The following is a 24,593-nucleotide window of genomic DNA, read 5'->3' as shown; positions in this document are numbered from 1 at the left end:
CCGGATAGAGATCCGCAGGGAAAGGAAGGAATAAGTGTGCACTCCACTGAATTCAGTAAAATCTGGCATAAGATATTAAAGGACTATAAGCTACATATGGATAGCAAGCTTGCCCCTACACTGACCGATGCCCAGCTTACCGTACTGGAATTGCTGCAGGAACGTGACGCGATGAAACCTTCTGATTTGGCTCCGCATCTGGCCACCAGCCCGGCGGCTGTAACTATGCTGCTTGACCGGATGGAGAAGCATAATCTCATTATCCGTGAACGAGATGCCTCCGACAGGCGGATCGTCTGGGTGAGCATCACCGAGACAGGCAAGAACGAGACCTCGCGCGGACTGAAGATCCGCAGTGATTTTTTTGCCGAAGCGCTCGATCCCATTTCATCACATAACCAGCAGCTGCTGCTCTATCTGATGGGGAAGATGGCGGTAGCTCCCGCTCCGGCACCGGAAGGTTCGACTCCTTAATAGATGTCCAGTGTTGACCTCATATATATGCATACACACAAAAGCAGGCTGTCCGTTACCGGATAGCCTGCTTTTGGTTCTGCGGGGTCCACAGATTCCAGGGATGGGTCTGTGGAGGCAGGGAGATTAATTCAACTTCCTCTTTGGTCACCGGATGCGGGAACCCGACCAGTGCTGACCACAGCGCAATCTGCTGTCCGGGTCTGTTCACTGCGGCACCATACTTCTGATCTCCGTACAGCGGGCAGCCGATGCCGCTCAGCTGTACGCGGATCTGGTGGGAGCGTCCGGTAAGCAGATCGATCTTGAGCAGGGTGTAGCCCTCAGCGCTGCCGAGTACCGTATAATCGAGAATCGCTTCCTTGCCGCCCGGTGTTCCTGGGCGGACAATACTGACCGTGTTGCTCCGCTCATCCTTCAGCAGCGTATTAATCAGCCGTCCCTGGGATGCAGGGGGTTTGCCATGAACGACGGTCAGGTACACCTTGTGGAAGGCGTGGGTGCGGACGCTCTCAGACAGCCGCGAGGCTGCCTTCGAGGTCTTGGCGAAGATCATCGCGCCGCCTACAGGCCGGTCCAGCCGGTGAACGAGGCCCATGAAGACATTCCCCGGCTTGGCGTAACGTTCCTTAACATCTTCCTTCAGCAGGGTCAGCAGATCCGCATCGCCTGTAGCATCCTCCTGCACCGGAATGTTAACGGGCTTCACGATGCCCAGAAGATGGTTGTCCTCATATAAAATCTCGAACCGGGACTGTCCGCTGCCGGACTTCCCGGTTGTTTCGTTGTTCTGCGCGGTCATGGCTTACGCCTCCCAGCGGCCCAGAATTCCGCAAGGCAGATTCATGCCGGAGGATGTAATCGGCAGTCCGATCTCACCGGAGGTAAGCTTGCCGCCGTAGCGCTTGCCCATGGTCATTGACAGCATATTGCGCAGTACGGTAGGCGAAATGCCCGTTGTGTAAGAGTTAATCAGCATGAACAAAGGCCGGTCGCTCATAATCTCCATGCAGCTCTCCAGGAACGGATAGAGACTGGCTTCGAGCTTCCACATTTCACCGCCCGGGCCTCTTCCATAGGAAGGCGGGTCCATGATAATTGCATCATATTTGCTGCCGCGGCGCTGTTCACGCTGCACGAACTTGAACACATCATCTGTAATGTAGCGGACCGGCTTGTCGGCAAGCCCGGACAAGGCTACATTCTCCTTCGCCCACTGAACCATGCCCTTAGCGGCATCGACATGAACTACGGAAGCTCCGGCACTTGCCGCTGCAACGGTTGCTCCGCCGGTATATGCGAACAGGTTAAGCACGGAAATCGGGCGGTTAGCCGCAGCGATCTTGTCCATCATCCAGCGCCAGTTGGCTGCCTGCTCAGGGAAGAGACCCGTGTGCTTAAAGTTCGTTGGACGGAGATGGAACTTCAGCTTGCCGTAGGCGATTTTCCAGTCATCCGGAATGCTTTTCTTCATTTCCCATTGTCCGCCCCCGGCGGAACTGCGGTGATAGTGTCCGTGAACATCACGCCATTTGGCACTCTCGCTGGCCAGCGGCCAGATGATCTGCGGGTCCGGGCGGCGCAGCATAATATCGCCCCAGCGTTCTAGCTTCTCTCCGCCTCCGGTATCAATCACTTCATAGTCCTTCCAGTCACTTGCTAAATACATTATTAATCCATCCTTCAAAAAGTCATTTAGCCTTTATTGTACAACATATAAGCACGCTGCTACAAACATAATGGTTGCAAAGCTGCGACTATTCTCATTTTAGCCAAGAGTTCGCCGGTGTATAATATTACCAAAAAAAGTATAGGAGAGCAGGCTGAACCATGAAAATTACGAAGGTAAAGTACAGGGTGATCGGGCTGGTAGTACTGCTGGCACTTCTTGCACTGATTGTGTATGATCAGATTACACTGCACAGCGGGCTTGAAGAATACCGGATAGATGTCGTTACAGAGGATTTCTCCGTACAAAATATAAATCTGGCCGCAGCGCCTCATGCTGTCTATTTGGCTGGAGGCTGGTTTCTGGAGCTGACCGGCGGTGATACTATGGTTGATAATGTGATACTTAATGGAGCCATTGACGGGGTCGAAGTTATCGATTTAGCTTCAAGCAAGCCATTCATTGTAAGTGATGTAATGCCTATAGAAGGCGGAGGCGTTATTGAAGATCTGAGACTTACCGGACGGTCGGTGCTGCATATGAACATATCTTATACGGCCAGCGGAATTAGTAAACAGTTCTCTGAAGATATCAGGCTTCATGACAAGATCAAACCAAATAATGAAGTTACTACAGGCGGTTATAAAATATATGAGCTTAGGCGCAGATGAACGGCTAATTCCGTCCTCTGCTGCCTAAGCGTTACGAAGGTGAGGCCGGATGTTATGTTCAACCTCTCGGAGCTGTATTACCCGATCACCGCGAACCCGGCCGGGGGCGGCGAGTATCTGCCCGGCAGGCTGCTGGAGCCGTACATCCGCTGTTTCTGGGGGACTGTACCGCCGCCGGGTGAGCAGCAGGAAGCGCAATCCGTTGAAATTGCACAAGGGCATAACGGAGCAGTTATAAGTAAGCGGACGGAAACGATCATACCGGACAGTTGTATGGATATCATATGGGAATGGGATGAGCGTACAGGGGAGGCTGACGGAATATTTTGCGGCATTAATGACACCCCGTTTGAGGCGGGACAAGCCCGGCAGCCTGCGGGGAGACAGCGTTTCGCTATCCGTTTTCATTTCTGGGCGGTTCATCTGTTTGCAGATGAGCAGCTGCAGGATGTGCTGAATGTCCACGTTCCGGTGGAGCAATATTTCCGTTCCTTCCGCAGGGAGCTGGGAGACAAGCTGCGGGGGACACAAACGATGTCGGAACGCATTGCCATGGCAGAATTGTTCCTCCTGCGCAGGCTGGAGAATGCCGGCCGCAGCAGTGACGGGATGATGAACGCTGTCCACAGGATGCTTAAGTCCCGCGGGGTGGTGAGTGCAGGGGAGCTGGAGCTTAGCTCAGGCTTCAGCAGCCGCCAGCTTGAACGCCTGTTCCGCCAGCATATCGGACTTCCGCCCAAAAAAGTGGCAGATCTTGTCCGCTTCCAGAATGTCTGGCTGGATCTGTACCGGACACCGCTGCACAGAGGCGGGCTGCAGGATATTGTATTTGCTTACGGCTACAGCCACCAATCGCATTTCATCAACAATTTCCGGAAATTTGCCGGCAGAACACCGCTGGATGCGCTGAGCTATGCGCGGAACTGAATGTCGTTTTTTTGCAATACAATCCCGGCAGGGCAGAAGTACAATGAGGTCAGACAGGCTAACCACAGCCGGATCATACTACAGCTATTGAGCGGAAGGAGATTTAAGTTATGATTACAAGTTTTGACGGTATCAATCTGTACAGCAAGGACCCGGCGGCGCTCGCGGCATTCTATTCCGAGGTACTGGGAGTCCCTATTCCGTTTGAAGGCTATGGCCAGTATGACGGGGCGAAGATTGGTTTCGACCGCAGCCAGCCGGGGATCATTATATGGGATGAGAGCAAGTGGGAGAAGCTCACGACAGGAGCCGTGAATCTGGTGTTCTCCTGCAGCAGCCTGGACGAAACTTATGAGCAGCTGAAGGGGAAAGGACTGGATTGTCAGCCTCCGGTAACGATGGAATACGGCGGGAAAGAAATGAATTTCCGTGATCCGGACGGCAACGGCATTACCCTGCTGGAAGGCGGATATTAATCCATTTGCGGTGGAGTACAACTGAACCGTATGGACTGTCTGTTTTATCGCTGATCCGGAGGGGAATCTTATCGAAATTTGTTCGGACGGCAAAGGTGAATAGGTTTGGCATTCTTCTATGCATTTCATCTGAAAATATGGATAAAGATCAGCGGCAATGCCGGACAGCAGTTCAAGTCCGGCATTGCCGCTGCTTCTGTTATCGGGGACAAGTATGCCTAATTTCCCGGAGCGGCCAGCTTTTAAAATATTGACAATGATAATCATTATCAAATAGAATGAGATTAGCAAAACATGGTTGCCTTTTGAGATGGACTATACAGAATACATTTCATATTTACCTTGGGAGGACAGAGTGATGGCTAAGGTGCTAGTGGCATATGCCAGCCTGACAGGCAATACGGAGGAAATCGCTGAACTGATTGTGGAAGGGATACGCCAGGCAGGCGGAGAGGCCGTGCTGAAATCGGTCACTGACTGCAATGCGGATGAGATAAAGGCTTACGAAGCTGTGCTGCTGGGTGCGTATACATGGGGGGACGGCGAGCTGCCGGATGAATTCCTTGACTTCTATGAAGAGATGGATGAGCTCGACCTCAGCTCCTGCAAGGCTGCCGCCTTCGGAAGCGGAGATACCGGTTATGAAATCTACTGCGGAGCGGTTGATCAGATTGAAGAGAAGCTGAAGGAACGCGGTGCCGAGATCGTACAGGCCAGCCTGAAGATTGAGTACGGGCCGAACGCAGCAGAGAAAGACGCCTGCCGCAGCTTCGGACGCCAGTTCATCGAGACCTGCGCGGCGGTTTCTTAAGGATGGGCGCCGCGGCAGGATGCTTCGCAGGAAAGATGCAGGATGCAGGGACTGTCCGCTACAGCCGGCTGAATGATTTCAGGATGGAGCATATCATGCTGGGCGGAGCGGAGATGAACGGAAGCGGAGCTCCGGCCACGGGAGTTCCCCGCTGGAGACAGCAGGTCCAGTACGCAGTCGGACATACGCTTAATGACTTCTACAGTCTGCAGCCTGAGGTGCGCCGGGAGACGCCTGTGCAATTTCTGCTGGAGCGCCGCTGGCCGCCGAAGGGTCATGCTTTTCCTTCCCTGATGCATTATTGGGATATCAAGCAAGCGGTTGCCGATGAGCTGATGCGGATTGTTGCCGGCAATCACACCGGTGAGATTCCGGTGATGCTGTATGAACAGTGGCATGTTCCTGTGCCGGAGCTTGAAATTGAACTGGCGATGATTTTTCAGCTCGCCTGGAGCTCGGGGCAGGAGGGGCGTTGTCTGAATATCCAGAAATTCATGGTGAGCGGGAATGAAGATGTCATCACCGGCTTTCTGCATATGGCCAGCGTCTTCTGTCATCAGGCCTACGGGAAACCTGCAGAAACGATCGGAATCTATTCGCTTCTGGATGGACGCCGGCATATCTTTGACGGAGCGGGCATCCCGCTGCAGGAGTCGCTCGACTATGTGCGCCTGCTGTCTGTGTTCCTGGAACGGGAAGAGCATGCGGAAGGCTGCATGAAATACGGAAACCGCCGGAACGACCGGGATGAGCCTATCCTTCGCGGATACGGGCTGATGTAGAACGGGAACTTCGGCGTAATCCTTGCAGGGGGCGTTCAAAGAAGATATGGTTAAGCCATAGGAGGTGTCCTTGGCCCATGTCTGAAGGAATTAGAACCTACAACACCGGAGTGGAAGCGACACTCGAAGTGATTGGGGGCAAGTGGAAGCCGGTCATTTTGTTCTTGCTCACCTTTGGGAAGAAGCGCAACGGGGAGTTCATCAGCCAAATGCCGTTCATTACACAGAAGGTGCTAACGCAGCAATTGCGGGAGCTGGAAGCGGACGGGGTGATTACAAGAACCTCGTATAATGTGGTGCCTCCCAGAGTGGAGTATGAGCTGACCGACTACGGCTGGAGCCTCAAGGAGATTCTGCATCTGATGTGCAGATGGGGCGATGCCCATGTCTATAGGGTGTACGGGGATACGGCAGTTGTGCTCTCCCAACCGCAGAAGGAAGAATAGAACAGCCGGTCTCTGAATTTCAGAGACCGGCTGTTCTGCGCGGATCAGGGAATGATCCGGCGGTGGCGGAGATCCGCGAAGATGTTCATAAACATGGCTTCCGTATCCATAAACTCAAGGAATCCTGCGCGGCGGGATTTGGTGCTGTCGGCAAAGAAATCATAGTCCCAGGAGAATACGAAATCACCGAATGCCCACGAGGAGACACTAGCATAGCTGTTCGGCTCCAGCCCGTATTTCCCGACCATCCGGTTCCAGAGCGGCTCTTTGTCCTGCATGGCATCAGACAGGGACATCTGGAGCGGGGGGGCCGTGTCCAGCCCGAAGCTGGAGGCAATCTTGGGCCACAGCTCGTTCCAGCGGAACAGATCACCGTTGGTGATATTGAAGGCCTGATTGGCACAGCGCGGTTCCGTTGCTGCCCACACCGTTGCTCTGGCCAGCAGACCGGCATCTGTCATCTCAAGCAGGCTGTGATAGGCGCCCGGCTTGCCGGGGAAGCGCAGCGGAATTCCCAGTTCCTTCGACATGGAGGCATAAATGGCGATTACCATCGCCAGGTTCATGGGATTGCCGAGAGCATATCCGCAGACGACGGAAGGCCGCAGCGCCGACCAGGTCCAGCTTTTGCCAGACTGCTTCTCTTCCAGATAATCCTGCTGCGCAATATTGAATTCAGGCGGCATATGATTGGCATCAGTTTCGCGTGCCGGTGTTTTGAACGGGCCGAGATGCGCGCCATATACCTTATAGCCCTGCATGAGGCTGATGTGTTGCAGCCGGCGCGCCGCAGGTTCGACCGCTTCAACCGCGTGAACAAGCATAGCCAGATTAGGAGGGACCAGCTCTGCCCAGGTAGGCCGGTCCTGATAGGCGGCATAGAAAATATGCGTCACCTCCGCCAGACCGCCAAGCTTCCGCCGGCTCTCCGACGGGTCGAGTAAATCTGCAGCTATATAACGCACACGGCTGGTGTCCAGCCCTCCGCGGCGCGACACGCCGATGATATCCCAATCGGGAAGCGCAGCCAGATGATCAATCAGGTTGCGCCCTATGACGCCGTTCGCGCCGATTACAAGTGCTGTTTTACGTAAGTCTGAATCCATAGGGTTCATGTGCAGCTCTCCTTCGCCAAAGTATGCCATCATTATGTATTGCCTCAGGAGTGCTGAACAGTACGCACTTTGAGGTCATATAGGTACCTTGAGGTAACATAAGGACAACAAAAAGCATCCTTTCCTGAGGGCAGGTCGGCCCGGAGGAAAGGATGCTTGACAGTCAGATTACTGTAATTCGGAACAGTTATTCAGCCGGCTAACAATGATGCTTCAAGGTTCAGAGCGCAGCACGGTAGTAATCCTGCTGGTTCAGAATGACGAACCCGCAGCTCTCGTAGAGCTTCAGCGCATTCGGATTATCCAGGGCAACCTCGAGGTTCACACCGTTGTAATTCCGCTGTTCCCGTTCAATAGTCTGCATCAGGGCACTCCGGCCGATGCCGAGGCCGCGCAGATTCTTGTCTACGGTAAGGCCATAGATCCAGGTTTCGTTGTCTTCGGACCACAGCCGCATTTTGCCGGCAGGCTGGCCGTTCATCTCGATGATGATATGCTCCTGGGAGCCTTCGAGCTCAAGCTGCGTGTACGTTTCGGCGGCGTCTTCCTCCGTCATGTTGAATCCGTCGCAATCGAAGGCGATTAGCACCGGAGTCTCGTCGGCACGTGCAGGCCGGAGCATAACGTTACCGGCGGCTGAACTTGCTTCAGAGGCCCCATGATTCTTGGCTGCGCCATCCCATTTCATCTGAAATTCCGCGTGGCTGAATTCCAGCGGCAGTGTCTTCAGATAAGCAGTACCTGAGGCTGAGGCCGCGGGCGTATTCAACAGCAGCGTCTTAATCTTACTTCGTGAGATGAGGGTCTGCGCCCGTTGCCAGAGCGAGCTGAAGATGCCCCGGCGGCGGTATCCCGGCCGTACCATGCCGCAGACTTCCATGTCCCCGCCGATATTGTATAACCCGATGAAGCCGACCAGCAGCTCCTCTTCATAGGTCACCAGCCATTCCACTCCGCCTGTTCCGGCCGGCAGCCGCAGCATGTCCCAATTCAGCTTGAGTGTGATGCCTTCGTATTGCTCGCAGCGCTGCTGCAGTTCTTCTATTTCTTTCAGTGTATCAGCCGTAGTCAATCTATCTTCCCCCTATGTCAGCAGATCCCGGTACTCCGTGTGCTTCTCGAATTGATGGGCCGCATACGGGCACTCAGGCACAATTTTAACTTTCTCTTCCCGGGCCAGGTCAACGACCGCCCGCACAAGCTTCTCCCCGGCACCCTGACCGCGCAGCTCTTCGGAGACATAGGTATGATCAATCACGAGGTTACCTGTAGTCTCTTCCGTTCTGTATGTAATCTCGGCAAGGTCCTTACCGTCACCAGCTATATAGAAACGTCCTTCTCCCTTAGCAATCTGTTCCATGTTTCTTCACTCCATTCCGGTGTATTGCCTATATTTTACTACCCTGCCCGGCAAAAAGCGAGAAAAGGCATGGCAGGAATGCCAGCAATATAACATACGTATTCCATACAAGGTCAGTAAAAGCGGAATGACTTGCACATTGGCTTCCCGATGCCCTAAGATTAAGGCACTAACGCTGTAACGAATAGAAGTTGCATCAGGAGGAATAGCCATGGATTACGAGGTTGAGGTTCATTTTCAGCCGGTATATGAATTAATCAGCAGCATACATACGTTTATATGCAAGAAGGGAAGTAAAAAGATAGATCTGGGTACACCCTGGGCGGCAGAAGTATCACGCGGCTTAAGCCCCGAACTGCTGGAAGCACTGGAAGAGACAGATCTCGACAATGACTGGAAGCTGCTTAATCTGCTGATCTATCTGTGTCCGGACAAAGACAGCGTGGAGCGTGTGCTGGAGTGGCTGGAAGGCCTGTCCGTAGGAGAGATGTACGAGGCTCTCGCAGGTTATGTCAGTGTATTCCCGGTACAAATGGAGCAGTACCGCAGCCGCATGGTCTTCCTGCTGTCGGAGTGGAACCGGCAATACTTCAGCAGCTGTAGTCCGGATATCATTAAGAAGCTGCAGCAGCATGCGGAGGAACGGAGACAGGCGCTGGCCGGCAGCCCGGTAGCCGATTTTGTGAATAAGACTACAAACGGATTCTATTTCATGCCGGGTGACGGTCTGCGCAGGCTTGTGCTGATCCCGCAGTTTCACTTCCAGCCGATCAATATTATCTATAATTTTGGTCCGCTGACGATATGTCACTATGCCGGGAAAATTCAAATTGCTGAAGAGGAAATCCCGCCGTCCATGCACCGGACGCTCCGCAGTCTGGGCGAGAAGAGCCGGCTGAAGATCCTGAAGTCACTGGGCGGAGAACGCAAATCGTTCACGGAAATTGCCAGACAGGCCGGCCTGTCCAAGGGCATTGTCCATGATCATATCTCCAGTCTCAGGAGCGCCGGTCTGCTCAATGCTTATATCGAAGGAGAGAACGTCACCTCTTACAGTCTGCGGCTTGAGGGGATTCAGCAGATGAATGAACAGCTGTTTGCTTATTTGAAGTAAATATAGCGTTGCCTAATATTCCTGTGCCTCGCCAAAGCCAAAGTCTACTTCTGTTATGGAGAAGATTTTGGCTTTTTTGCTGCGATCATCCAATTTTATTCTGTTTGGGAAGAATTAATTTAAAGTTCTCTCTTTACAGAACAACTTTTACTTTCTATAATGTGAACTATCGGTCTTTAATCATACTTAGTGGGTAGGAATTGTTAGTATTTATAAAATGGAGAGAAAAGAGATGATGTCATGAGAAAAAGTACGCTTTTATTATCCTCATTGTTAATCGCCGGTTCACTGCTGCTGTCCGCCTGCTCGGAGAACGGCAACACGGATGCAGCATCCACGGACACCCCTGTAAACACGGCAGCAACAGCTGATCCGGGTGCAGCGGCTGGCGGTACGGAAGCAGCGGTATCCCCGGCGGTTGTACCTGCCGGTGCGCTCAGCGAGCCTTTTACAGCAACCGATCTTACCAAGCTGCCCGCAGTCGCCCAGAAGCGCACCGATACAATCATCGTCGGTCTTACCGATCCGAGCGGTGCGTTCACCCCTTATTTCCAGGAGAGCGGCTATGACGGCAATGTATCCTCACTGCTCTATGCGTCTCTCGTGACGGTAGATGACAAGGGTGTGCCAACCCCGGAGCTTGCCGAGAGCTGGGAGGTGGCGGCGGATCAGCTTACATATACGTTCCACCTGCACAAAGACCTGAAGTTCAGCGACGGCTCACCGCTCACTGCGGATGATGTGGCGTTCACCTGGACGATCCAGTACGACAAAGCCTATGACGGAGGCTCATCACTTCCATCGCTGAAGGTGAAGGGCGGCGAAGCTTACAAAGCGGGAACTGCCCAGACTATAGAAGGCATTAAAGTCATTGATCCGCAGACAATATCGGTTACGCTGGAACAGCCTAATGCTACGGCGCTGGTGACTCTCGGCTCCAATGTGCTGTCGAAGGCTTACTATGGCAAGGACTATAAGTTCGGCCAGCTGGAGTACATCAAGAAGCTGCATGAGAAGCCGCTGGGCGACGGCCCTTATAAGCTGGAGAAATTCATTCCCGGACAAGAGGTCCGTCTTGTAGCCAATGAGAACTACTTCAAAGGCAAGCCAAAGACAGAGCATTTTATCTACAAAACAACGACCGGCGATGCCTGGCAGTTCCTTGAGACGGGTGAGGTGGACTACGCGTCCTTCCCGGCTACGGAAGAAAATATCGGGAAGCTGAAGGAACTGGGTTATGTAAACATTCTTCCTTATACCCCGAGCACTTACGGCTACATGCAGGTCAACCTGAAGCATGAGCAGCTGAAGGATAAGCGGGTCAGACAGGCGATTGCCTATGGACTGGACCGGCAGAGCATCTATGTAGATGCTGCTGAAGGCGCGGGTGCTGTGGCCAACATTCCGGCTTCGCCGATCTCCTGGTCCTATACAGAAGAAGGGATCAATCCTTATAAATATGATCCGGACCAAGCGAATAAGCTGCTGGATGAGGCAGGCTGGACCGTAGGGGCAGGCGGTATCCGCGAGAAGGACGGGAAGCCGCTGAGCATTCATTATCTGGCGAGCAAGAGCAAGAACTCGGATATTTTCATCGCGGTGGCCAAAGAGAACTTCGCTGCGCTCGGCATCGACTTCCAGCCGGAGATCTTCGCTGACTTCAACTCGCTGGTCTCCAAGACGGAAAGCGGGGATTATGATCTCGTATCGTACTCCACCAGCATGCTGACGGATCCGGCGGACGGCTTCATGCAGTTCTTCGACGGCGAAATCACCGATTATGAGAATCCGAAATTCGTGGAGCTGTACAACAAAGCGCTGGCAACTACAGATATTGAACAGCGCAAAGCAGTCTATAAAGAGCTGTATCAGCTGTTCAACGATGAACTGCCGATTATTTTCACCAATTACAAGAAAACAGTATATGCCTATAACGGCCGCATCCAGAATCTATCGGTCAGTCCGTTCATCGGTCTTGCCGGCAGCCTGCCAAACTGGACTCTGAAATAAAGAATTGTTCATCCCCTGCCTGCGTCATGGGCAGGGGATGAATCCTAAGGAGCCGATCATGAGCACTTATCTGACCAAAAGAATGCTGTATATGCTGATCATCCTGTTTGCCGCATCGCTGCTGATCTTCTGCCTGTATGCACTTACCCCGGGTGATTTCATTACCGGAAATATTAAGCTGACTGCAGAGCGCAAAGCGGAGCTGCGGGAGATTTACGGCCTGAACAAGCCGGTGCTGGAACGTTACGGGACTTGGATGAACAATGCTTTTCACGGGGATTTCGGATATTCACTTGCCCAGCAGAAGCCGGTGCTTCAGCTGTTCGGTGATTATATCTGGAATTCTTTTTTGCTGGCCGCTGTCTCTACGTTCCTCACCTGGCTGATTGCTGTGATCATCGGTGTCATTTCTGCCTATAAGCAATACTCCTGGTTCGACACGCTGGTAATGATTGCGATCTTCGCGGCGATGTCGCTCCCGTCGTTCTTCATCGGCCTGTTCCTGATCAAGATTCTGGCCGTTGACCTGAAATGGCTGCCGCCGGGGGGAATGATGACTACAGGCAGCAATGCCACCGGGTTCGCCTACTTCAAAGAAGTGGTGCATCATATGACCCTGCCGGTCATCGTCATGACGCTGCTGGGTCTGGGTTCATTAACCCGTTATTTCCGCAGCAATATGATCGATGTGCTCAAGCAGGACTATATCCGTACGGCCAGAGCCAAAGGGCTGAAGGAGCGGAAGGTGCTGTTCACCCATGCACTGCGCAATGCGCTGCTGCCTGCGATCACCCTGGTCGGCTTCGAGCTGCCCGCGCTGTTCGGGGGTTCCATTATTATTGAGCAAATCTTTAACTGGCCGGGCATCGGCCAATTGTATATGAAGTCCTTCGGACTGAGGGATTACCCGCTGCTGATGGGCTTTACGATGTTTCTGGCTATTCTGACCGTAATCGGAACACTGCTCTCGGATATTCTGTACAGGGTGGCTGATCCGCGTGTCCGGTTATAGGAGGGGGAGGATCTTATGGCAGCTGACAGCAGAGTAAGCGAAATAACGGGACCACAGGCTAACCTGAGGAAATCTTCCCTGTTCCGGCAATCCCTGCTGAGGCTTCTGCACAACAAGCTGGCGGTGGCGGGCTTCGCGGTGGTCTTATTTATGTTTGTGTTATGTTTCATCGGACCGTTCTTCTCGCCGTATACGGATAACAAAATCAATATGGCGATGATGAACAAGGCCCCGAATTTACAGCATTGGCTGGGGACAGACGCGCTGGGACGGGATATCTTAACCCGGGTCATGCAGGCCGGGCGTATCTCTCTTACGGTGGGTCTGGCTTCCATGGTGCTGTCTGTGTTCCTGGGAGCGCTGCTCGGTGCGGTTGCCGGATATTACGGCGGTCTGCTGGACCAGATCATTATGCGGATCGCCGATCTGCTGATGACCATTCCCGGCCTTCCGCTGCTGTTCATCTTCGGTGCGCTGCTCTCGGAATGGAAGATTCCAACGGATTACCGGATGTACATTGTCATGCTCATGCTGAGCATGGTGAACTGGCCGGGGCTGGCGCGGATGGTACGGGGACAGATGCTCAGCCTGCGGGAACGCGAATTCATGCAGGCCGCCGTGGTGCTGGGTCTGCGCGACCGCAGGAAGCTGTTTGGCCATCTGCTGCCGAATATTGTTCCGCTGCTGATCGTTATGGCTACGCTGAATATTGGCGGTGCGATTCTCAGCGAATCGGTGCTCAGCTTCTTCGGGCTGGGGGTTATGCCGCCTACGCCGACCTGGGGGAACATGATTGATGCGGCGAATAATATCCTCGATTTCCAGGACCGGCCATGGCTGTGGATTCCGCCGGGGTTATCGATTTTTGCAACGGTTATTGCGATTAATATCTTTGGTGACGGCCTCAGAGACGTGCTTGATCCTAAACAGAAGAGGTAGGTGGCCATAACGATGAAGCCTTTAATGAATATAGACCGTCTAAGCACCGTGTTCTTCACAGAGGACGGGAAGGTGACCGCAGTTGATGAGGTAAGCTTCAGTATCCGGGAAGGCGAGACGGTCTGCATTGTCGGTGAATCCGGCTGCGGCAAAAGTGTCACCGCCATGTCGATTATGGGGCTGGTGGAAGAGCCGGGCGGTAAGATTGCCGGGGGAAGCATTGATTTCCGGGGAGAAGATTTACTCCGGCTGGACAAAAATACACTGCGCAGCATCCGCGGCAATGAGATCGCTATGATTTTTCAGGAGCCGATGTCGTCACTGAATCCGGTCATGAGAATTGGCGAGCAGATTATGGAGCCGCTCCTGGTTCATCTCAGAATGAACAAGAAGCAAGCCCGGGCCCTGGCCATTGAACTGATCACCCAGGTGGGGATATCCCGTCCGGAACAGATTATGGGCAGCTATCCCCACGAGCTGAGCGGAGGCATGCTGCAGCGGATTATGATTGCAATCGCAATCTCCTGCGGGCCCAAGCTGCTGATTGCGGACGAGCCGACGACCGCACTGGATGTGACGATTCAGGCGCAAATCCTTGATCTGCTGCGCGGGTTCAAGGAGCACTCGGGCATGTCAATCCTGCTGATTACCCATGATCTTGGCGTAGTGGCCGAGATGGCCGATTATGTCATTGTCATGTACTCCGGCCAGATCGTTGAGGAGGGCGGTGTGGTAGAGCTGTTCCGGAATCCCAAGCATCCGTATACGCGGGGGCTGCTGAAGTCCAAGCCCGTCATGGGCCAGCGCCTGGAGGAGCTCTATTCCATTCCCGGCCAGGTGCCCAGTCCGCTTGCGCTTGAGCCTTCATGCTACTTCCATGACCGGTGCGGACATTGCATGGACGTCTGCCGCACCCGCCAGCCGCAGCTGCAGGAAACCGGAAGCGGGCAGAAGGTAGCCTGCTGGCTGTATGAGGAGGCGGAAGTGTATGTCTGAAGCGCTGCTGGAAGTTAAATCTCTGAAGAAGTACTTCCCGGTAAAACAAGGGCTGCTGGGCCGCACAGTGGGGCATGTGAAGGCTGTGGACGACATCAGCATTACGCTTCAGCCGGGCGAGACCTTCGGCCTTGTCGGCGAATCCGGCAGCGGCAAAAGCACGGTGGGACGGACAGTGCTGCGGCTGACGGATAAAACGGACGGTGAGGTAAAGTTCAAGGGAGTGGACATCCACAGCCTGTCCGCTGCGGACATGCGCCTGATCCGGCCGCAGATGCAGCTGATCTTCCAGGACCCTTACAGTGCGCTTAATCCGAGAGTGAGGGTTGGCGATGCGATAGGCGAAGCGCTGCTGGACCATGGATTATGCACGAGGGGGGAGGTGCGGGATCTGGTGCTGGAGGCCATGAAGGCCTGCGGCTTATCTTCTTATCATATCGACCGCTTCCCGCATGAATTCTCCGGCGGACAGCGCCAGCGGATCGGCATTGCCCGGGCGCTGATCCTGAACCCGGAGCTGATTATTGCGGATGAGCCGGTGTCGGCGCTCGATGTGTCTATTCAGGCGCAGATTATCAATCTGTTCAGCAAGCTGCAGCAGAGCAAAGGCCTTGCCTATCTGTTCATTTCCCATGATCTTAGCGTAGTGGAGCATCTATGCTCCAGGATCGGCGTGATGTATCTGGGATCGATGGTGGAGACCGCCTCCAGGGACGAGCTGTTCCAGCATCCGCTGCATCCCTATACGAAGGCGCTGCTGTCTGCCGTACCCGTGCCGGTCCCCCGGCTGAAGCGGGAGCGGATCGTGCTGAAAGGCGATATTCCAAGCCCGGCGAATCCGCCTTCAGGCTGCAAATTTCATACGCGCTGCCCTTTTGCCGTAGAGGTCTGCAAGGCGGAGATTCCGCTGTTCCGGGACGCTGGCGCAGGACATTTTGTAGCCTGTCATTTAGTATAATAAATATTAAATATGGATTTAAATTGAATATCAACCTATTTTGACTTGCCTACTTCCCAGTGCTATACTGATTCCACAGCAGGCAAATATGGTTAATAAGAGACTGATTAGACTTAAGACATCTAATTGGTCTTGTTTTTTATTACCTGAGCAATAAGCCAGTTTTGTACGAAGAACCATCACTTGCAGCTATGCTGACACCACTTGGCGGATGCTTGCAGGGCCAGCTTTGTTCAGCATTAGGAGCAGCCCCTGAAAGTATGCACCGCTAAAAAACCTTTAGGAGGAATATCATGAATACCACAGTACGCTTGACAGAAAGATCCGGCTCTACCTCTTCCCAGCGCAGCAAAGGCCTTGTACCGGTCGTCGTCTACGGTGCAGGTTCAGATACCCAGTCCTTTACAGCAGAAGCCAAAACACTCAATGAGATTCTCGGCAAAAACCCGCGGGCGATCCTGAAAGTGGAATTCCCCGGTTCAGGCTCCAAAAATGCGGTCATTCAGGAAGTACAGCGCCAGCCGCTGTCACGTTCTTTGCTCCATGTAGATTTGCAGCAGATTGATATGAAGGCAGAACTCGACACCAAGGTTGCATTCCACTTCACCGGCGATCCTGTCGGTGTCAAGAGCGGCGGCGTCCAGCAGGTAGAGCTCTATGAGCTGGATATCCGTACCTTGCCGGACAAGCTGACCGCTTCCTTCGAGGTGGATATCAGCGGACTCGACATCGGTGATCAATTGCTGGTCTCCGATCTGCCGAAGCATGATGGCTGGGAGATCCTTACCCCTGAAGATACGCTGATCGTGCGGATCTCACCTCCGCTTGTTCTTGAAGAGCCTGCTGATACAGATGCTGCTGAACCAGCAGCGGCAGAAGCAGCTGACGAAGGCAAGACAGAAGAGTAACTTATTATGTATTTTATAGTCCAGTTCATTGGACAAGCCGCACCACAGCCCGTTTAGACCGGCTGATATGCGGATCATAAGCTTGATCAACCGGGAGCAGACATATCCTCATCAGGGAGTTGTCTGCTCCTTTTTGCTAAATAGCGGAATCCTGCAATCATCTATTATACATTGTGAAAGTAAGGGAGAGTGCATTCATGAATCTGAATATCGTTAAGCTGGTCACCGGCTCTAATGCCAAGCTGGATGAAGCCTCGCCGCAGGCGACGGTGAAGATTTCCTGCAGCAGTTCGCCGGCGGAGCTGGATATCAGCTGTTTCATGGTCGGGGAGAACGGCAAGGTTACGTCCGATGATTATTTCATTTTCTACAACCAGCCCGCCGATCCCAAACGGATCGTAGAGTTCAACGCCATCGACAAGTACAGCGGCGAGTTTGCCATCGATCTGCATGCGCTGCGGCAATCTGCGGTTGCCAAATGCGTTTTCGCAGCCACGCTGGACGGGCCGGGGACTTTTGCTGATGTCAGGGGCTGCAGAATCAGTGCGGCTGCGGCCAACACGGAGCTGGTGTATGAAATAAATCAGAGTAATGCCGAGACCTCGCTGGTGCTGGCAGAGTTATACCGTCACGGCGAAGGCTTCAAGCTTAGAGCCGTCGGCCGGGGATTTCACGGCGGTCTGAAGCCGCTGGCTGAAGCGCACGGAGTCGAGGTGGAGGACGAAGAGCCGGAGAACAGCAGCAAGACGGAGGCTGAAGTGATGCAGGGTCACACGGAAGCTGCTGCTACATATAGCGGAACCGAGGGAAGTGTGGCGGAGGAGACGGCTTCCCGGCCCACGCTGAACTTAACGAAGATTGACCTGCTGAAGCAGAAGGTCGGAATCTCGCTGCGCAAGAAGAATCTGGAGCAGGAGAAGGCCAGGGTGGCCGTTGTGTTCGATGCATCAGGTTCCATGTCCGGCTTGTATTCGAGGGGCGTTGTTCAGCGGGCATTTGAGCGGATTCTGGCCGTGGCAGCCAGCATGGATGACGACGGCAGGCTGGATGTATGGTTCTTCGCGACCAAGAGCAAGCGGATGCCGAGTGTAGATGAGCACGGGTACGAGGATTATGTGAAGAGAACATACCCGGGGCCGAAGATGTTCGGCGGGCTGGGCATCGGCAATAATGAGCCGGTGGTTATGGCTGATATTATCAAGAAGTATACGAAGGAAGAGCCGGGCGCTCTGCCTGCTTACATTGTGTTCTTCAGTGACGGCGGAATTTATGAGACACCGAAGATCTCGAAGCTGCTGATCCAAAGCTCGAAGCATAACATCTTCTGGCAGTTTGTCGGGCTCGGCAATGCGGACTATGGTGTGCTGCGTGAGCTCGATGATCTGCAGGGCCGTTATGTCGATAATGCCGATTTCTTTGCGCTGGACGATCTGGATGAGGTCAGTGATGAGGATTTGTATGACCGCCTGTTTAATGAGTATCCCAAGTGGCTGCGTGAAGCCCGGGAGAAGGGTGTCCTGCGCTCATAGAGCTCAGCTGATATAAGAGTAAGGCTCCGGAGCGTTAATCAACATTCCGGAGCTTTTTTTGCATGCCTTGCTGTCAAAAAATGCATATTAACGAATTCCGCAGAAACCTATTCAGGACTTTCGCTTTGTCGAAAAAAGGGGCGAACGGGTGTTTCGCCTCATTTAGTAAAAATGTCCCAGTTTTAGATTGACGAAAGCGCTATCAAAGCTGAGAATGAGGATAATTACCATGGTATGGCATAGCTTCACCCGCTTTTCCGCCCTTTGAAAACGCTTTAGTAATAGATCGACCAAGGAGGAATATGGATGAAAAGAAAGCTGATTCTCTTCCTGATGACCGCCGTGCTGATTCTGGGCGCTTCGCTGCCCGCTGCCGGTATTGCCCGCGCGGATGCGGTAAGTGATGCTTCAAACCGGGCACTGACCTGGCTGCAGGTGCAGCAGGATGCAACGGCCGGATATGCGTTTGACGGATTGGTTGACAGCTTCGAGGATTTCTGGGGTCCGAACAATCCCAAGCAAATTGTCTATACTTATGATCAGGCCGTCGCAGCCATCGCTTTCATCGTCAAAGGGGAACGGACCCGGGCGGAGAAGGTGCTGAACAAAATGCGTGACATCCAGGACCCGTCCGGCTATTGGCTGAACTCCTACTGGTATAACAATGGCTATGGGGAAGAAATCCGCAAGCATGTCGGACCTGTATCCTGGATGGCCATGGCGGCTATGGCTTATGAGAAGCAGTATAATGATACCCGCTATCGTCCGATGGCGCTCAAGGCGCTGGACTGGTGCCTGACATACTCCAAAGCAAACGGCGGGATCGCCGGTGGCTGGAGCGCATGGAGCAATTCGGATGAGCCCTGGAGCTCGACGGAGCATAATATCGATCTGTACCGCGTGCTGCAGTACTATGCTTCTGTTGATTCCGGCAAAACGGCATCCTATACAGCAGCGGCAACGGGTGTGAAGAGCTTCATGGACAATGTGGTCTGGGATGATGCGGCTAAGCGCTTCAAGGGCGGCTGGAAGAATGATACGAATCTGATCGATCCCAAAATCCCGCTGGATGTAAATCCCTGGGGAGTGCTCGCCCTCGGGCTGAACGGAACGCGCAACTACGGGGCAAGCCTGACCTATGTGGAGAACGCGGCCGGTACACCGGGAACACTGGCTAATCCGCGCTATAAGCAGACCCTGACCTATAACGATGCCGGAAATACACTTTCCGGGTATGATTTTGACTGGACGGATGAAGTGCTCCCGGCGTATGACGACAACGGCAATCAGATTGGCAATACGGGGGCGGATGTGTGGCTGGAGGGAACGGCTTTTATGTCGCTTGCCTACTACATGCAGGGAAATACAACGAAGGCGAATGCCATCAACACGGAGATTATCAAAAAACAGGGAACCAGCGGCCCGTCGCTCGGCGGAATCCCTTATTCCCTCAAGGGTACAAGCAACAGCTACTGGGTGATGGCCCAGCAGAACTGTGTATCAAGCACCGGGTGGCTGATCCTCTCGCTGCACCGTTTCAACCCGTTCACCGGCCAGTATCTGACCGGGGGCAGCACTCCTGGAGATACTACAGCACCTACGGTACCAGGGAATCTGGCCTCAACAGGTAAAACGGACACTACGGTCAGCCTAAGCTGGTCGCCATCCACCGATAACACCGGAGTCACCGGATATTACGTGTACCGCGGCGGCACCCAGGCGGCTTCTGTTACCGGAACTACAGCAACCGTCAGCGGACTGACGGCTTCAACGGCATACACCTTCACGGTAAAAGCGGCCGATGCCGCAGGCAACCTCTCCGCTGCTAGTAATGCCGTGACCGTAACCACGAACGCTTCCGGCGGCAGCGGGAATCACGTGACAGCGGATTATACGGCAGGCGTAACGAAGGTGTCGGCTGCTGAGGCCAGCATCTTCATCACACCGGTAACGTCCGCGCTGTATGTGGATGTCCACTATAAGGTGAACGGCGGCGCACAGCTGAATTACCGCATGACGCTTGCCTCGGGAACCTGGCGCCAGACCGTAAGCGGCCTCAGCACAGGCAGCAGCATTGAATATTGGTTCACCTACGAGAAATCCGGCCCGCAGTATGATTCGCCGCATTACACTTATGTGCAGTAAGCAGCATTAGCGGCGGTGCGGAATAGAGCTATTGTCATGAAGTGAGCAAGAATAGCCAGGCAGCCAATGGGTTGCCTGGTTTTTTGATGCCTTTGTCACCGGATTTCCACCGCGAACAGCGGTAATCATCAAGAAATCCGGGGGCGGGCAGCGGCCGGAAGTCCAAAAGTTCACCGCAGTGACGACTAAGCTTCATGCTCAAATCTTATGTGCGTCTTCTCTATATGGGCTATATTTAAGGGTTATCATAAGATATCAATCCTTAATGCTTGCAAATAATTGCGCTTCCGGGCGGCTGCTTTTGCCGCGGGAATTTCCCCGTTTATCCGCTTTCCGGGGCAGGGAGCTGGCAGCTTCTCCTAGCCGGATGTTTCTAGCTGACTTTTCCTGAAATCCTGCACATAATACAACTTTTCCCTCCATATGCCGGCCCAAATCCAACATTGTTGTATAAAATACAGGATTTCACCTGATTCAAGCGACTGATCGGGAGGATTGTTGTATTCCATACAACAATCCTCCCGATCAACCGGCTTTCCAGGAATCAAAGTTGCAAAACGTACAACATTTACGTCTACAGTGCTTCCTGACTCTAAGAAGTCCCAAGTCAGCCGGTAACGAATCAAGTGTAAGAAATTGAAATTGATCCGCCAGTCCCATAGCGGCTAACCGGCAACTTGTACTGACAGGGAAAAGCGGTGGAGAATTATGGAACTGGAGGAGTGGGGTGTCAGTCCTTGTCTGCTGAATTCCACTGTGAACCTCAGTATGAATTCAAGAAAGTATATAAAGCGAAAGCGATGCTTGTTTATTTACAACGTAACAGTGTTATGTTACGATGGTTGCAAGGAGTGATCGTATGGAAGAGGATTTAATCTCCAAGAAGGAGCTGCTGGATGAAACCGGCATCTCATACGGCCAGTTATACCGCTGGAAGAGGAAACAATTGATTCCTGAGGAATGGTTCATCCGCAAGTCCACGTTTACCGGACAAGAGACTTTTTTCCCGCGGGAACGAATACTGGGACGGGTGCAGCATATTTTGCAGAAGAAAGATGACCTTTCTCTCGATGAACTTGCCGGAAAGCTGTCAGAGCCGTTGTCTCAGCACCAGCTCATATTAACAGTAGCACAGCTAAGGGAACGTAACATTGTTTCGAACAGTAGCCTGGAGCGGTTCGGCAGGCCGGACAGTGAAGGGATGCAGCTAACCTTTGAGCAGATTCTGAATCTGTTCACTGTAGATCTGCTGCTGAGTAAGGGGGAGCTGAATCTGGAGGAAGCAGACCGGCTCTATCTGACACTTGGAGTGCATACCCCGGGATTTGCGGGAAAGAACTGGGAGCTGTTTTTTGTACGGAAGATGGGGGTCAGTTTCTATCTGATGGCGCTGTCCGGGGCAGAGCTGGCCTTCGATGAAGGAGTCCGGGTAGTCAGCAGGCTTAGTCTTGCCGACCTGACAGAACAATTGAAAGTAAGATTAAGCTAATGGGAGGACTGGCAATGGAGAAGAATGAGCTGCCGGATTTGCAGATGGATGGGGTCAATACAGCCGCCGGAGGCAAATATAACAAGGTGAATATCAACGGCGTAAGCAAGATTAACGGAGCGCTGAGCGCGCATACCTATAAATGTGACGGCGTAATGAAGATGAACGGTGATCTTACTGCGGAAGAGATGGAGATTAACGGTAACTTCAGACTGAAGGGCAACCTCCAGGCTGGTGTAATGAAGCTGAACGGTGTGCTGACCGGTGACGGCAGTCTGCGTGGAGAGCGCTGTGAGCTGGACGGCATGCTGAAGCTGAAAGGCAATTGTGAGGTTGAGGAACTGATTGGTGAAGGGGTATTTACTGTAGGCGGGCTGCTCAGTGCTGGTCGGATAGAATTCGGGCTTCATGGTTTGGCAGAGGCGGGCGAAATTGGGGTGGAGAGCCTGATTATCCGCAAAACCGGCTCCGCAGCGTGGGGCAGGCTGTTAGGAGGGATCATTCCCAAGTTCAAACTGGAGCTGCGGGCCAAGCTCATTGAAGGCGATTATATAGATCTGGAATATACAACGGCGGATGTGGTCCGGGGCGGCACCGTCATTATCGGGGAAGGCTGCAGCATCGGCCGGGTCGAATATAGAACGGGACTGACTGTACATCCCGGAGCCCGTGTGGAGAAGGAGGAGAAGAATGGTGCATGATTCCGTAACGCGCAATGATCTGAAGATATTGGGGACCTCCAGTTCTGTTGGCGGGCATTTCAAGGATGTCAAAGTGACCGGAGAATGTAAATTTACCGGGGATGTGGATTGCCTGAAGTTCAGCCAGACCGGAGAGATCAAAGTGGACGGCAATCTGCGGCTGCAGCATATGAAGATTACCGGAGAGTGTGAGGTTAAGGGGCGGATCGACGGAGCCAGTCTGCGCGGACAAGGTCAGCTTACGGCAGGCGGCGGACTGCGGATAGAAGAAATCAAACTAACCGGCGGGATTATGGTTACCGGAGATTGCGAGGCAGAGGAGCTGCAGCTTACCGGAATCATTGAGGTGAGCGGACTGCTTAATGCGGGGAAGCTCGAACTGGGATTGTTTGGCCCCTGCAGAGCGGATGCGGTCGGCGGCAGCAGCATTTCTATCAAACGCAGCCGGACCGGAGCCTTGCTGAGGCCCGGACAAGGCAAGAAAATGAGCTTTCAGGCCCGGCTGATTGAAGGGGACCAGATTGAGCTGCAGAGTACGCAGGCGCAGACTGTGCGGGGCGGAAGGGTTATCATCGGCACAGGCTGCGAGATCGATACAGTGGAATACCGTGATACGCTAGAGATTCATAAGAGCGCAACGGTACGGAATCCGGTGAAATTACTGCGTTAATTCTGGCGTGATACCTTGAACCTCAGCACTGTTCTCAGCTTCTCCGGCTGGACCCGGCGGGCATCCGAAATATAGATTTCCCGGTGAAGATGAGAAATCCGCTGCAGCCCCTGTTCCGCACAATATTGTTCCATCCTTGCGAAGCTGTGCGGCTCATCATCGTAGGGGCCGGTATGCATCATTTGTACACTGAGGCCGTCTTCGAAGCTATCGAAGGCAGCTTTGTGCAGCAGCGGATTCGGCTTGCTGTGCTTGACCTTCTCCAGCACTTCAGCGGCAAGCTCCGGGGTTACAAAATCCGGCTGACGGATCATCAGGGTGTACACCAATTCGTCTTTATCAAGAACTGCTTTCTTACGGCCGGCTTCGCTGAGATCCCACACACCTTCCAGCGGGAAGACCGTATAGTCGTAATACCCATCCGGTTCCGGCCCTTTTTTGGGCAGCATTTTAATGGCATAAGAGAGGGAGTACAATACGCCGACGGCTTCAGCGAAAGGCGCAGCATTCGGATTGCCTTCACCCCGCAGTATGAAATAATTATAGGCGGGCACTTGAATCAGAGCGGGTTCGGCAGCGGGCAGGTAAAGAGACTTGTCTTGTTTTCTCCATTCAACTTTCAACCGGATCACCTCATCATTATTATTCTGCTATATGAAGAATACCATGCTGAACTGGACAGGTGTATGTCATGTTGGCAGGCAGCCGGTAGTACAAATAGCGCTGCGGAGGCAAGGGCTGGGAGGGTTTCCGTTGACCGGACAAATTGAATTAGTTACCGATGCCAAGTCTGTGCTTGGTGAAGGACCGCATTGGGATCTGGTAGAAGACAAGCTGTATTGGGTGGATATTGACAGCAGGGAATTGCGGGTATATGACCCCGCTGCGGGTACGGAAGACATCCATTACTTTGATCAAAGAGTAGGGGCAGCATTACCTGACCAATGTATTACATAGATACACTGACCTTCACGGTCGATGCGATGGACTATTCGCTTCAGGATGGCTCGGTAAGCTGCCGCAGACCGGTGATCAGGTTCGCCGGATAGTATAACATCAGGTTTAAACTTGTGAGAACACTTAGGTAAATCGCTTGCTGAGGGGTTGCAGTGACCCTGATTACGGTAGTTCCTCCGGTAGACTTAACTGCACTTTGTACAACTAAAACATCTGATTTACAACCGGTTATCCGTTTAGTTGTATTTCGTGCAATTAAACTGCCATATGTTGAACGATTAGCACCCATTCGGGAGATTTAGTTGTACAGAATACAGTTAAAGGATGCCAGCAAGCTTTTTCGCTGTTTTTAATTGCACATTTTACAACTATTACATGCTGCGATAGTGGATCAACATCAACGTACATCTCCAGTTCTGATATTGTGCTAGTTG

Annotated in this window: 27 protein-coding genes; 21 read left to right on the top strand and 6 right to left on the bottom strand. The window is 53.1% G+C overall.

The window, feature by feature from the left end:
- The first annotated feature begins 36 nt into the window (after window positions 1-36).
- Complete coding sequence (locus NSU01_RS22245; RefSeq protein ID WP_039309191.1) at window positions 37-474, top strand: MarR family transcriptional regulator; 438 nt, start codon at window positions 37-39, stop codon at window positions 472-474.
- A gap of 55 nt (window positions 475-529) precedes the next feature.
- Here the strand turns inward: NSU01_RS22245 and NSU01_RS22240 are convergent, their stop codons facing one another.
- Together NSU01_RS22240 and NSU01_RS22235 are read right to left on the bottom strand one after the other, a co-directional pair.
- On the bottom strand, window positions 530-1,276 hold the full coding sequence (locus tag NSU01_RS22240; protein WP_076243323.1) for an RluA family pseudouridine synthase: 747 nt from the start codon (window positions 1,274-1,276) through the stop codon (window positions 530-532).
- A gap of 3 nt (window positions 1,277-1,279) precedes the next feature.
- Window positions 1,280-2,143 (bottom strand): class I SAM-dependent methyltransferase, encoded by an 864-nt coding sequence (locus NSU01_RS22235; RefSeq protein ID WP_042138537.1) that lies wholly within the window; start codon window positions 2,141-2,143, stop codon window positions 1,280-1,282.
- A 161-nt stretch (window positions 2,144-2,304) separates the two neighbouring features.
- Here NSU01_RS22235 and NSU01_RS22230 point away from each other — a divergent pair, with 161 nt between their 5' ends.
- From NSU01_RS22230 to NSU01_RS22205, 6 genes are all read left to right on the top strand, one after another.
- Window positions 2,305-2,814 (top strand): hypothetical protein, encoded by a 510-nt coding sequence (locus NSU01_RS22230; protein ID WP_076243322.1) that lies wholly within the window; start codon window positions 2,305-2,307, stop codon window positions 2,812-2,814.
- Between the two features lie 54 nt (window positions 2,815-2,868).
- On the top strand, window positions 2,869-3,741 hold the full coding sequence (locus tag NSU01_RS22225; RefSeq protein WP_042138535.1) for a helix-turn-helix domain-containing protein: 873 nt from the start codon (window positions 2,869-2,871) through the stop codon (window positions 3,739-3,741).
- A 110-nt stretch (window positions 3,742-3,851) separates the two neighbouring features.
- Window positions 3,852-4,217 (top strand): VOC family protein, encoded by a 366-nt coding sequence (locus tag NSU01_RS22220; protein ID WP_042138533.1) that lies wholly within the window; start codon window positions 3,852-3,854, stop codon window positions 4,215-4,217.
- Between the two features lie 358 nt (window positions 4,218-4,575).
- A complete protein-coding gene (locus NSU01_RS22215) occupies window positions 4,576-5,028 on the top strand; it encodes a flavodoxin (protein ID WP_039309205.1) in 453 nt (150 codons plus the stop codon).
- 35 nt (window positions 5,029-5,063) lie between these two features.
- A complete protein-coding gene (locus tag NSU01_RS22210; RefSeq protein ID WP_144026032.1) occupies window positions 5,064-5,810 on the top strand; it encodes a hypothetical protein in 747 nt (248 codons plus the stop codon).
- A gap of 77 nt (window positions 5,811-5,887) precedes the next feature.
- A complete protein-coding gene (locus NSU01_RS22205) occupies window positions 5,888-6,256 on the top strand; it encodes a helix-turn-helix domain-containing protein (RefSeq protein WP_076243320.1) in 369 nt (122 codons plus the stop codon).
- Window positions 6,257-6,300: 44 nt separating this feature from the next.
- Here NSU01_RS22205 and NSU01_RS22200 read toward each other — a convergent pair whose 3' ends face one another.
- The 3 genes from NSU01_RS22200 to NSU01_RS22190 form a co-directional block, all read right to left on the bottom strand.
- A complete protein-coding gene (locus NSU01_RS22200; RefSeq protein ID WP_076243319.1) occupies window positions 6,301-7,371 on the bottom strand; it encodes an SDR family oxidoreductase in 1,071 nt (356 codons plus the stop codon).
- 220 nt (window positions 7,372-7,591) lie between these two features.
- Window positions 7,592-8,443: a GNAT family N-acetyltransferase gene (locus NSU01_RS22195; protein ID WP_042138527.1), complete on the bottom strand. Its 852-nt coding sequence runs from the start codon at window positions 8,441-8,443 to the stop codon at window positions 7,592-7,594.
- A 12-nt stretch (window positions 8,444-8,455) separates the two neighbouring features.
- A complete protein-coding gene (locus NSU01_RS22190; RefSeq protein WP_042138525.1) occupies window positions 8,456-8,731 on the bottom strand; it encodes a GNAT family N-acetyltransferase in 276 nt (91 codons plus the stop codon).
- Between the two features lie 211 nt (window positions 8,732-8,942).
- Between NSU01_RS22190 and NSU01_RS22185 the strand changes: the two genes are divergently transcribed.
- From NSU01_RS22185 to NSU01_RS22130, 12 genes are all read left to right on the top strand, one after another.
- Window positions 8,943-9,845, top strand: a complete 903-nt coding sequence (locus NSU01_RS22185; RefSeq protein ID WP_042138523.1) for a winged helix-turn-helix domain-containing protein — start codon at window positions 8,943-8,945, stop codon at window positions 9,843-9,845.
- 240 nt (window positions 9,846-10,085) lie between these two features.
- Window positions 10,086-11,855 carry an ABC transporter substrate-binding protein gene (locus NSU01_RS22180; RefSeq protein ID WP_076243318.1) on the top strand — a complete coding sequence of 590 codons (1,770 nt, stop codon included), beginning with the start codon at window positions 10,086-10,088 and terminating at the stop codon, window positions 11,853-11,855.
- A gap of 58 nt (window positions 11,856-11,913) precedes the next feature.
- A complete protein-coding gene (locus tag NSU01_RS22175; RefSeq protein ID WP_042138520.1) occupies window positions 11,914-12,867 on the top strand; it encodes an ABC transporter permease in 954 nt (317 codons plus the stop codon).
- 15 nt (window positions 12,868-12,882) lie between these two features.
- Window positions 12,883-13,806 carry an oligopeptide ABC transporter permease gene (opp4C, locus tag NSU01_RS22170; RefSeq protein ID WP_042138518.1) on the top strand — a complete coding sequence of 308 codons (924 nt, stop codon included), beginning with the start codon at window positions 12,883-12,885 and terminating at the stop codon, window positions 13,804-13,806.
- Between the two features lie 12 nt (window positions 13,807-13,818).
- Complete coding sequence (locus tag NSU01_RS22165; protein WP_076243317.1) at window positions 13,819-14,802, top strand: ABC transporter ATP-binding protein; 984 nt, start codon at window positions 13,819-13,821, stop codon at window positions 14,800-14,802.
- Window positions 14,795-15,760: an oligopeptide/dipeptide ABC transporter ATP-binding protein gene (locus tag NSU01_RS22160; protein WP_076243316.1), complete on the top strand. Its 966-nt coding sequence runs from the start codon at window positions 14,795-14,797 to the stop codon at window positions 15,758-15,760. Before NSU01_RS22165 ends, NSU01_RS22160 begins: the two co-directional genes overlap by 8 nt.
- 293 nt (window positions 15,761-16,053) lie before the next feature.
- Complete coding sequence (locus tag NSU01_RS22155) at window positions 16,054-16,668, top strand: 50S ribosomal protein L25 (RefSeq protein WP_042138514.1); 615 nt, start codon at window positions 16,054-16,056, stop codon at window positions 16,666-16,668.
- Window positions 16,669-16,865: 197 nt separating this feature from the next.
- The gene (locus NSU01_RS22150; protein WP_042138513.1) at window positions 16,866-18,197 is read left to right on the top strand and encodes a VWA domain-containing protein; all 1,332 of its coding nucleotides are present in this window, start codon (window positions 16,866-16,868) and stop codon (window positions 18,195-18,197) included.
- A 306-nt stretch (window positions 18,198-18,503) separates the two neighbouring features.
- Entirely contained in the window at window positions 18,504-20,342 is a 1,839-nt protein-coding gene (locus NSU01_RS22145; RefSeq protein ID WP_083705446.1) for a fibronectin type III domain-containing protein, read from the top strand.
- Window positions 20,343-21,201: 859 nt separating this feature from the next.
- The gene (locus NSU01_RS22140; RefSeq protein ID WP_076243315.1) at window positions 21,202-21,831 is read left to right on the top strand and encodes a YhbD family protein; all 630 of its coding nucleotides are present in this window, start codon (window positions 21,202-21,204) and stop codon (window positions 21,829-21,831) included.
- Between the two features lie 14 nt (window positions 21,832-21,845).
- Complete coding sequence (locus NSU01_RS22135) at window positions 21,846-22,532, top strand: hypothetical protein (protein ID WP_076243314.1); 687 nt, start codon at window positions 21,846-21,848, stop codon at window positions 22,530-22,532.
- Entirely contained in the window at window positions 22,522-23,202 is a 681-nt protein-coding gene (locus NSU01_RS22130) for a hypothetical protein (protein ID WP_076243313.1), read from the top strand. The genes NSU01_RS22135 and NSU01_RS22130 overlap by 11 nt, the downstream gene beginning before the upstream one ends.
- Here the strand turns inward: NSU01_RS22130 and NSU01_RS22125 are convergent.
- Window positions 23,199-23,834, bottom strand: coding sequence for a GyrI-like domain-containing protein (locus tag NSU01_RS22125; RefSeq protein WP_305954193.1), 636 nt, complete (start codon window positions 23,832-23,834; stop codon window positions 23,199-23,201). The two genes, NSU01_RS22130 and NSU01_RS22125, sit on opposite strands and share 4 nt — an antisense overlap.
- 121 nt (window positions 23,835-23,955) lie before the next feature.
- On the opposite strand from NSU01_RS22125, the gene NSU01_RS22120 reads away from it, so the two are divergent.
- On the top strand, window positions 23,956-24,159 hold the full coding sequence (locus tag NSU01_RS22120) for an SMP-30/gluconolactonase/LRE family protein (protein ID WP_076243311.1): 204 nt from the start codon (window positions 23,956-23,958) through the stop codon (window positions 24,157-24,159).
- Window positions 24,147-24,251 carry an SMP-30/gluconolactonase/LRE family protein gene (locus NSU01_RS22115; RefSeq protein ID WP_144026031.1) on the top strand — a complete coding sequence of 35 codons (105 nt, stop codon included), beginning with the start codon at window positions 24,147-24,149 and terminating at the stop codon, window positions 24,249-24,251. The genes NSU01_RS22120 and NSU01_RS22115 overlap by 13 nt, the downstream gene beginning before the upstream one ends.
- Window positions 24,252-24,593: the final 342 nt, after the last annotated feature.

The sequence above is a fragment of the Paenibacillus sp. FSL H8-0259 genome (genome assembly GCF_037963255.1).
Lineage (GTDB): Bacteria > Bacillota > Bacilli > Paenibacillales > Paenibacillaceae > Paenibacillus_AQ > Paenibacillus_AQ phytohabitans.
The sequence above is the reverse complement of the archived record's forward strand: the minus strand, read 5'-3'. Positions and strand labels throughout refer to the sequence as shown.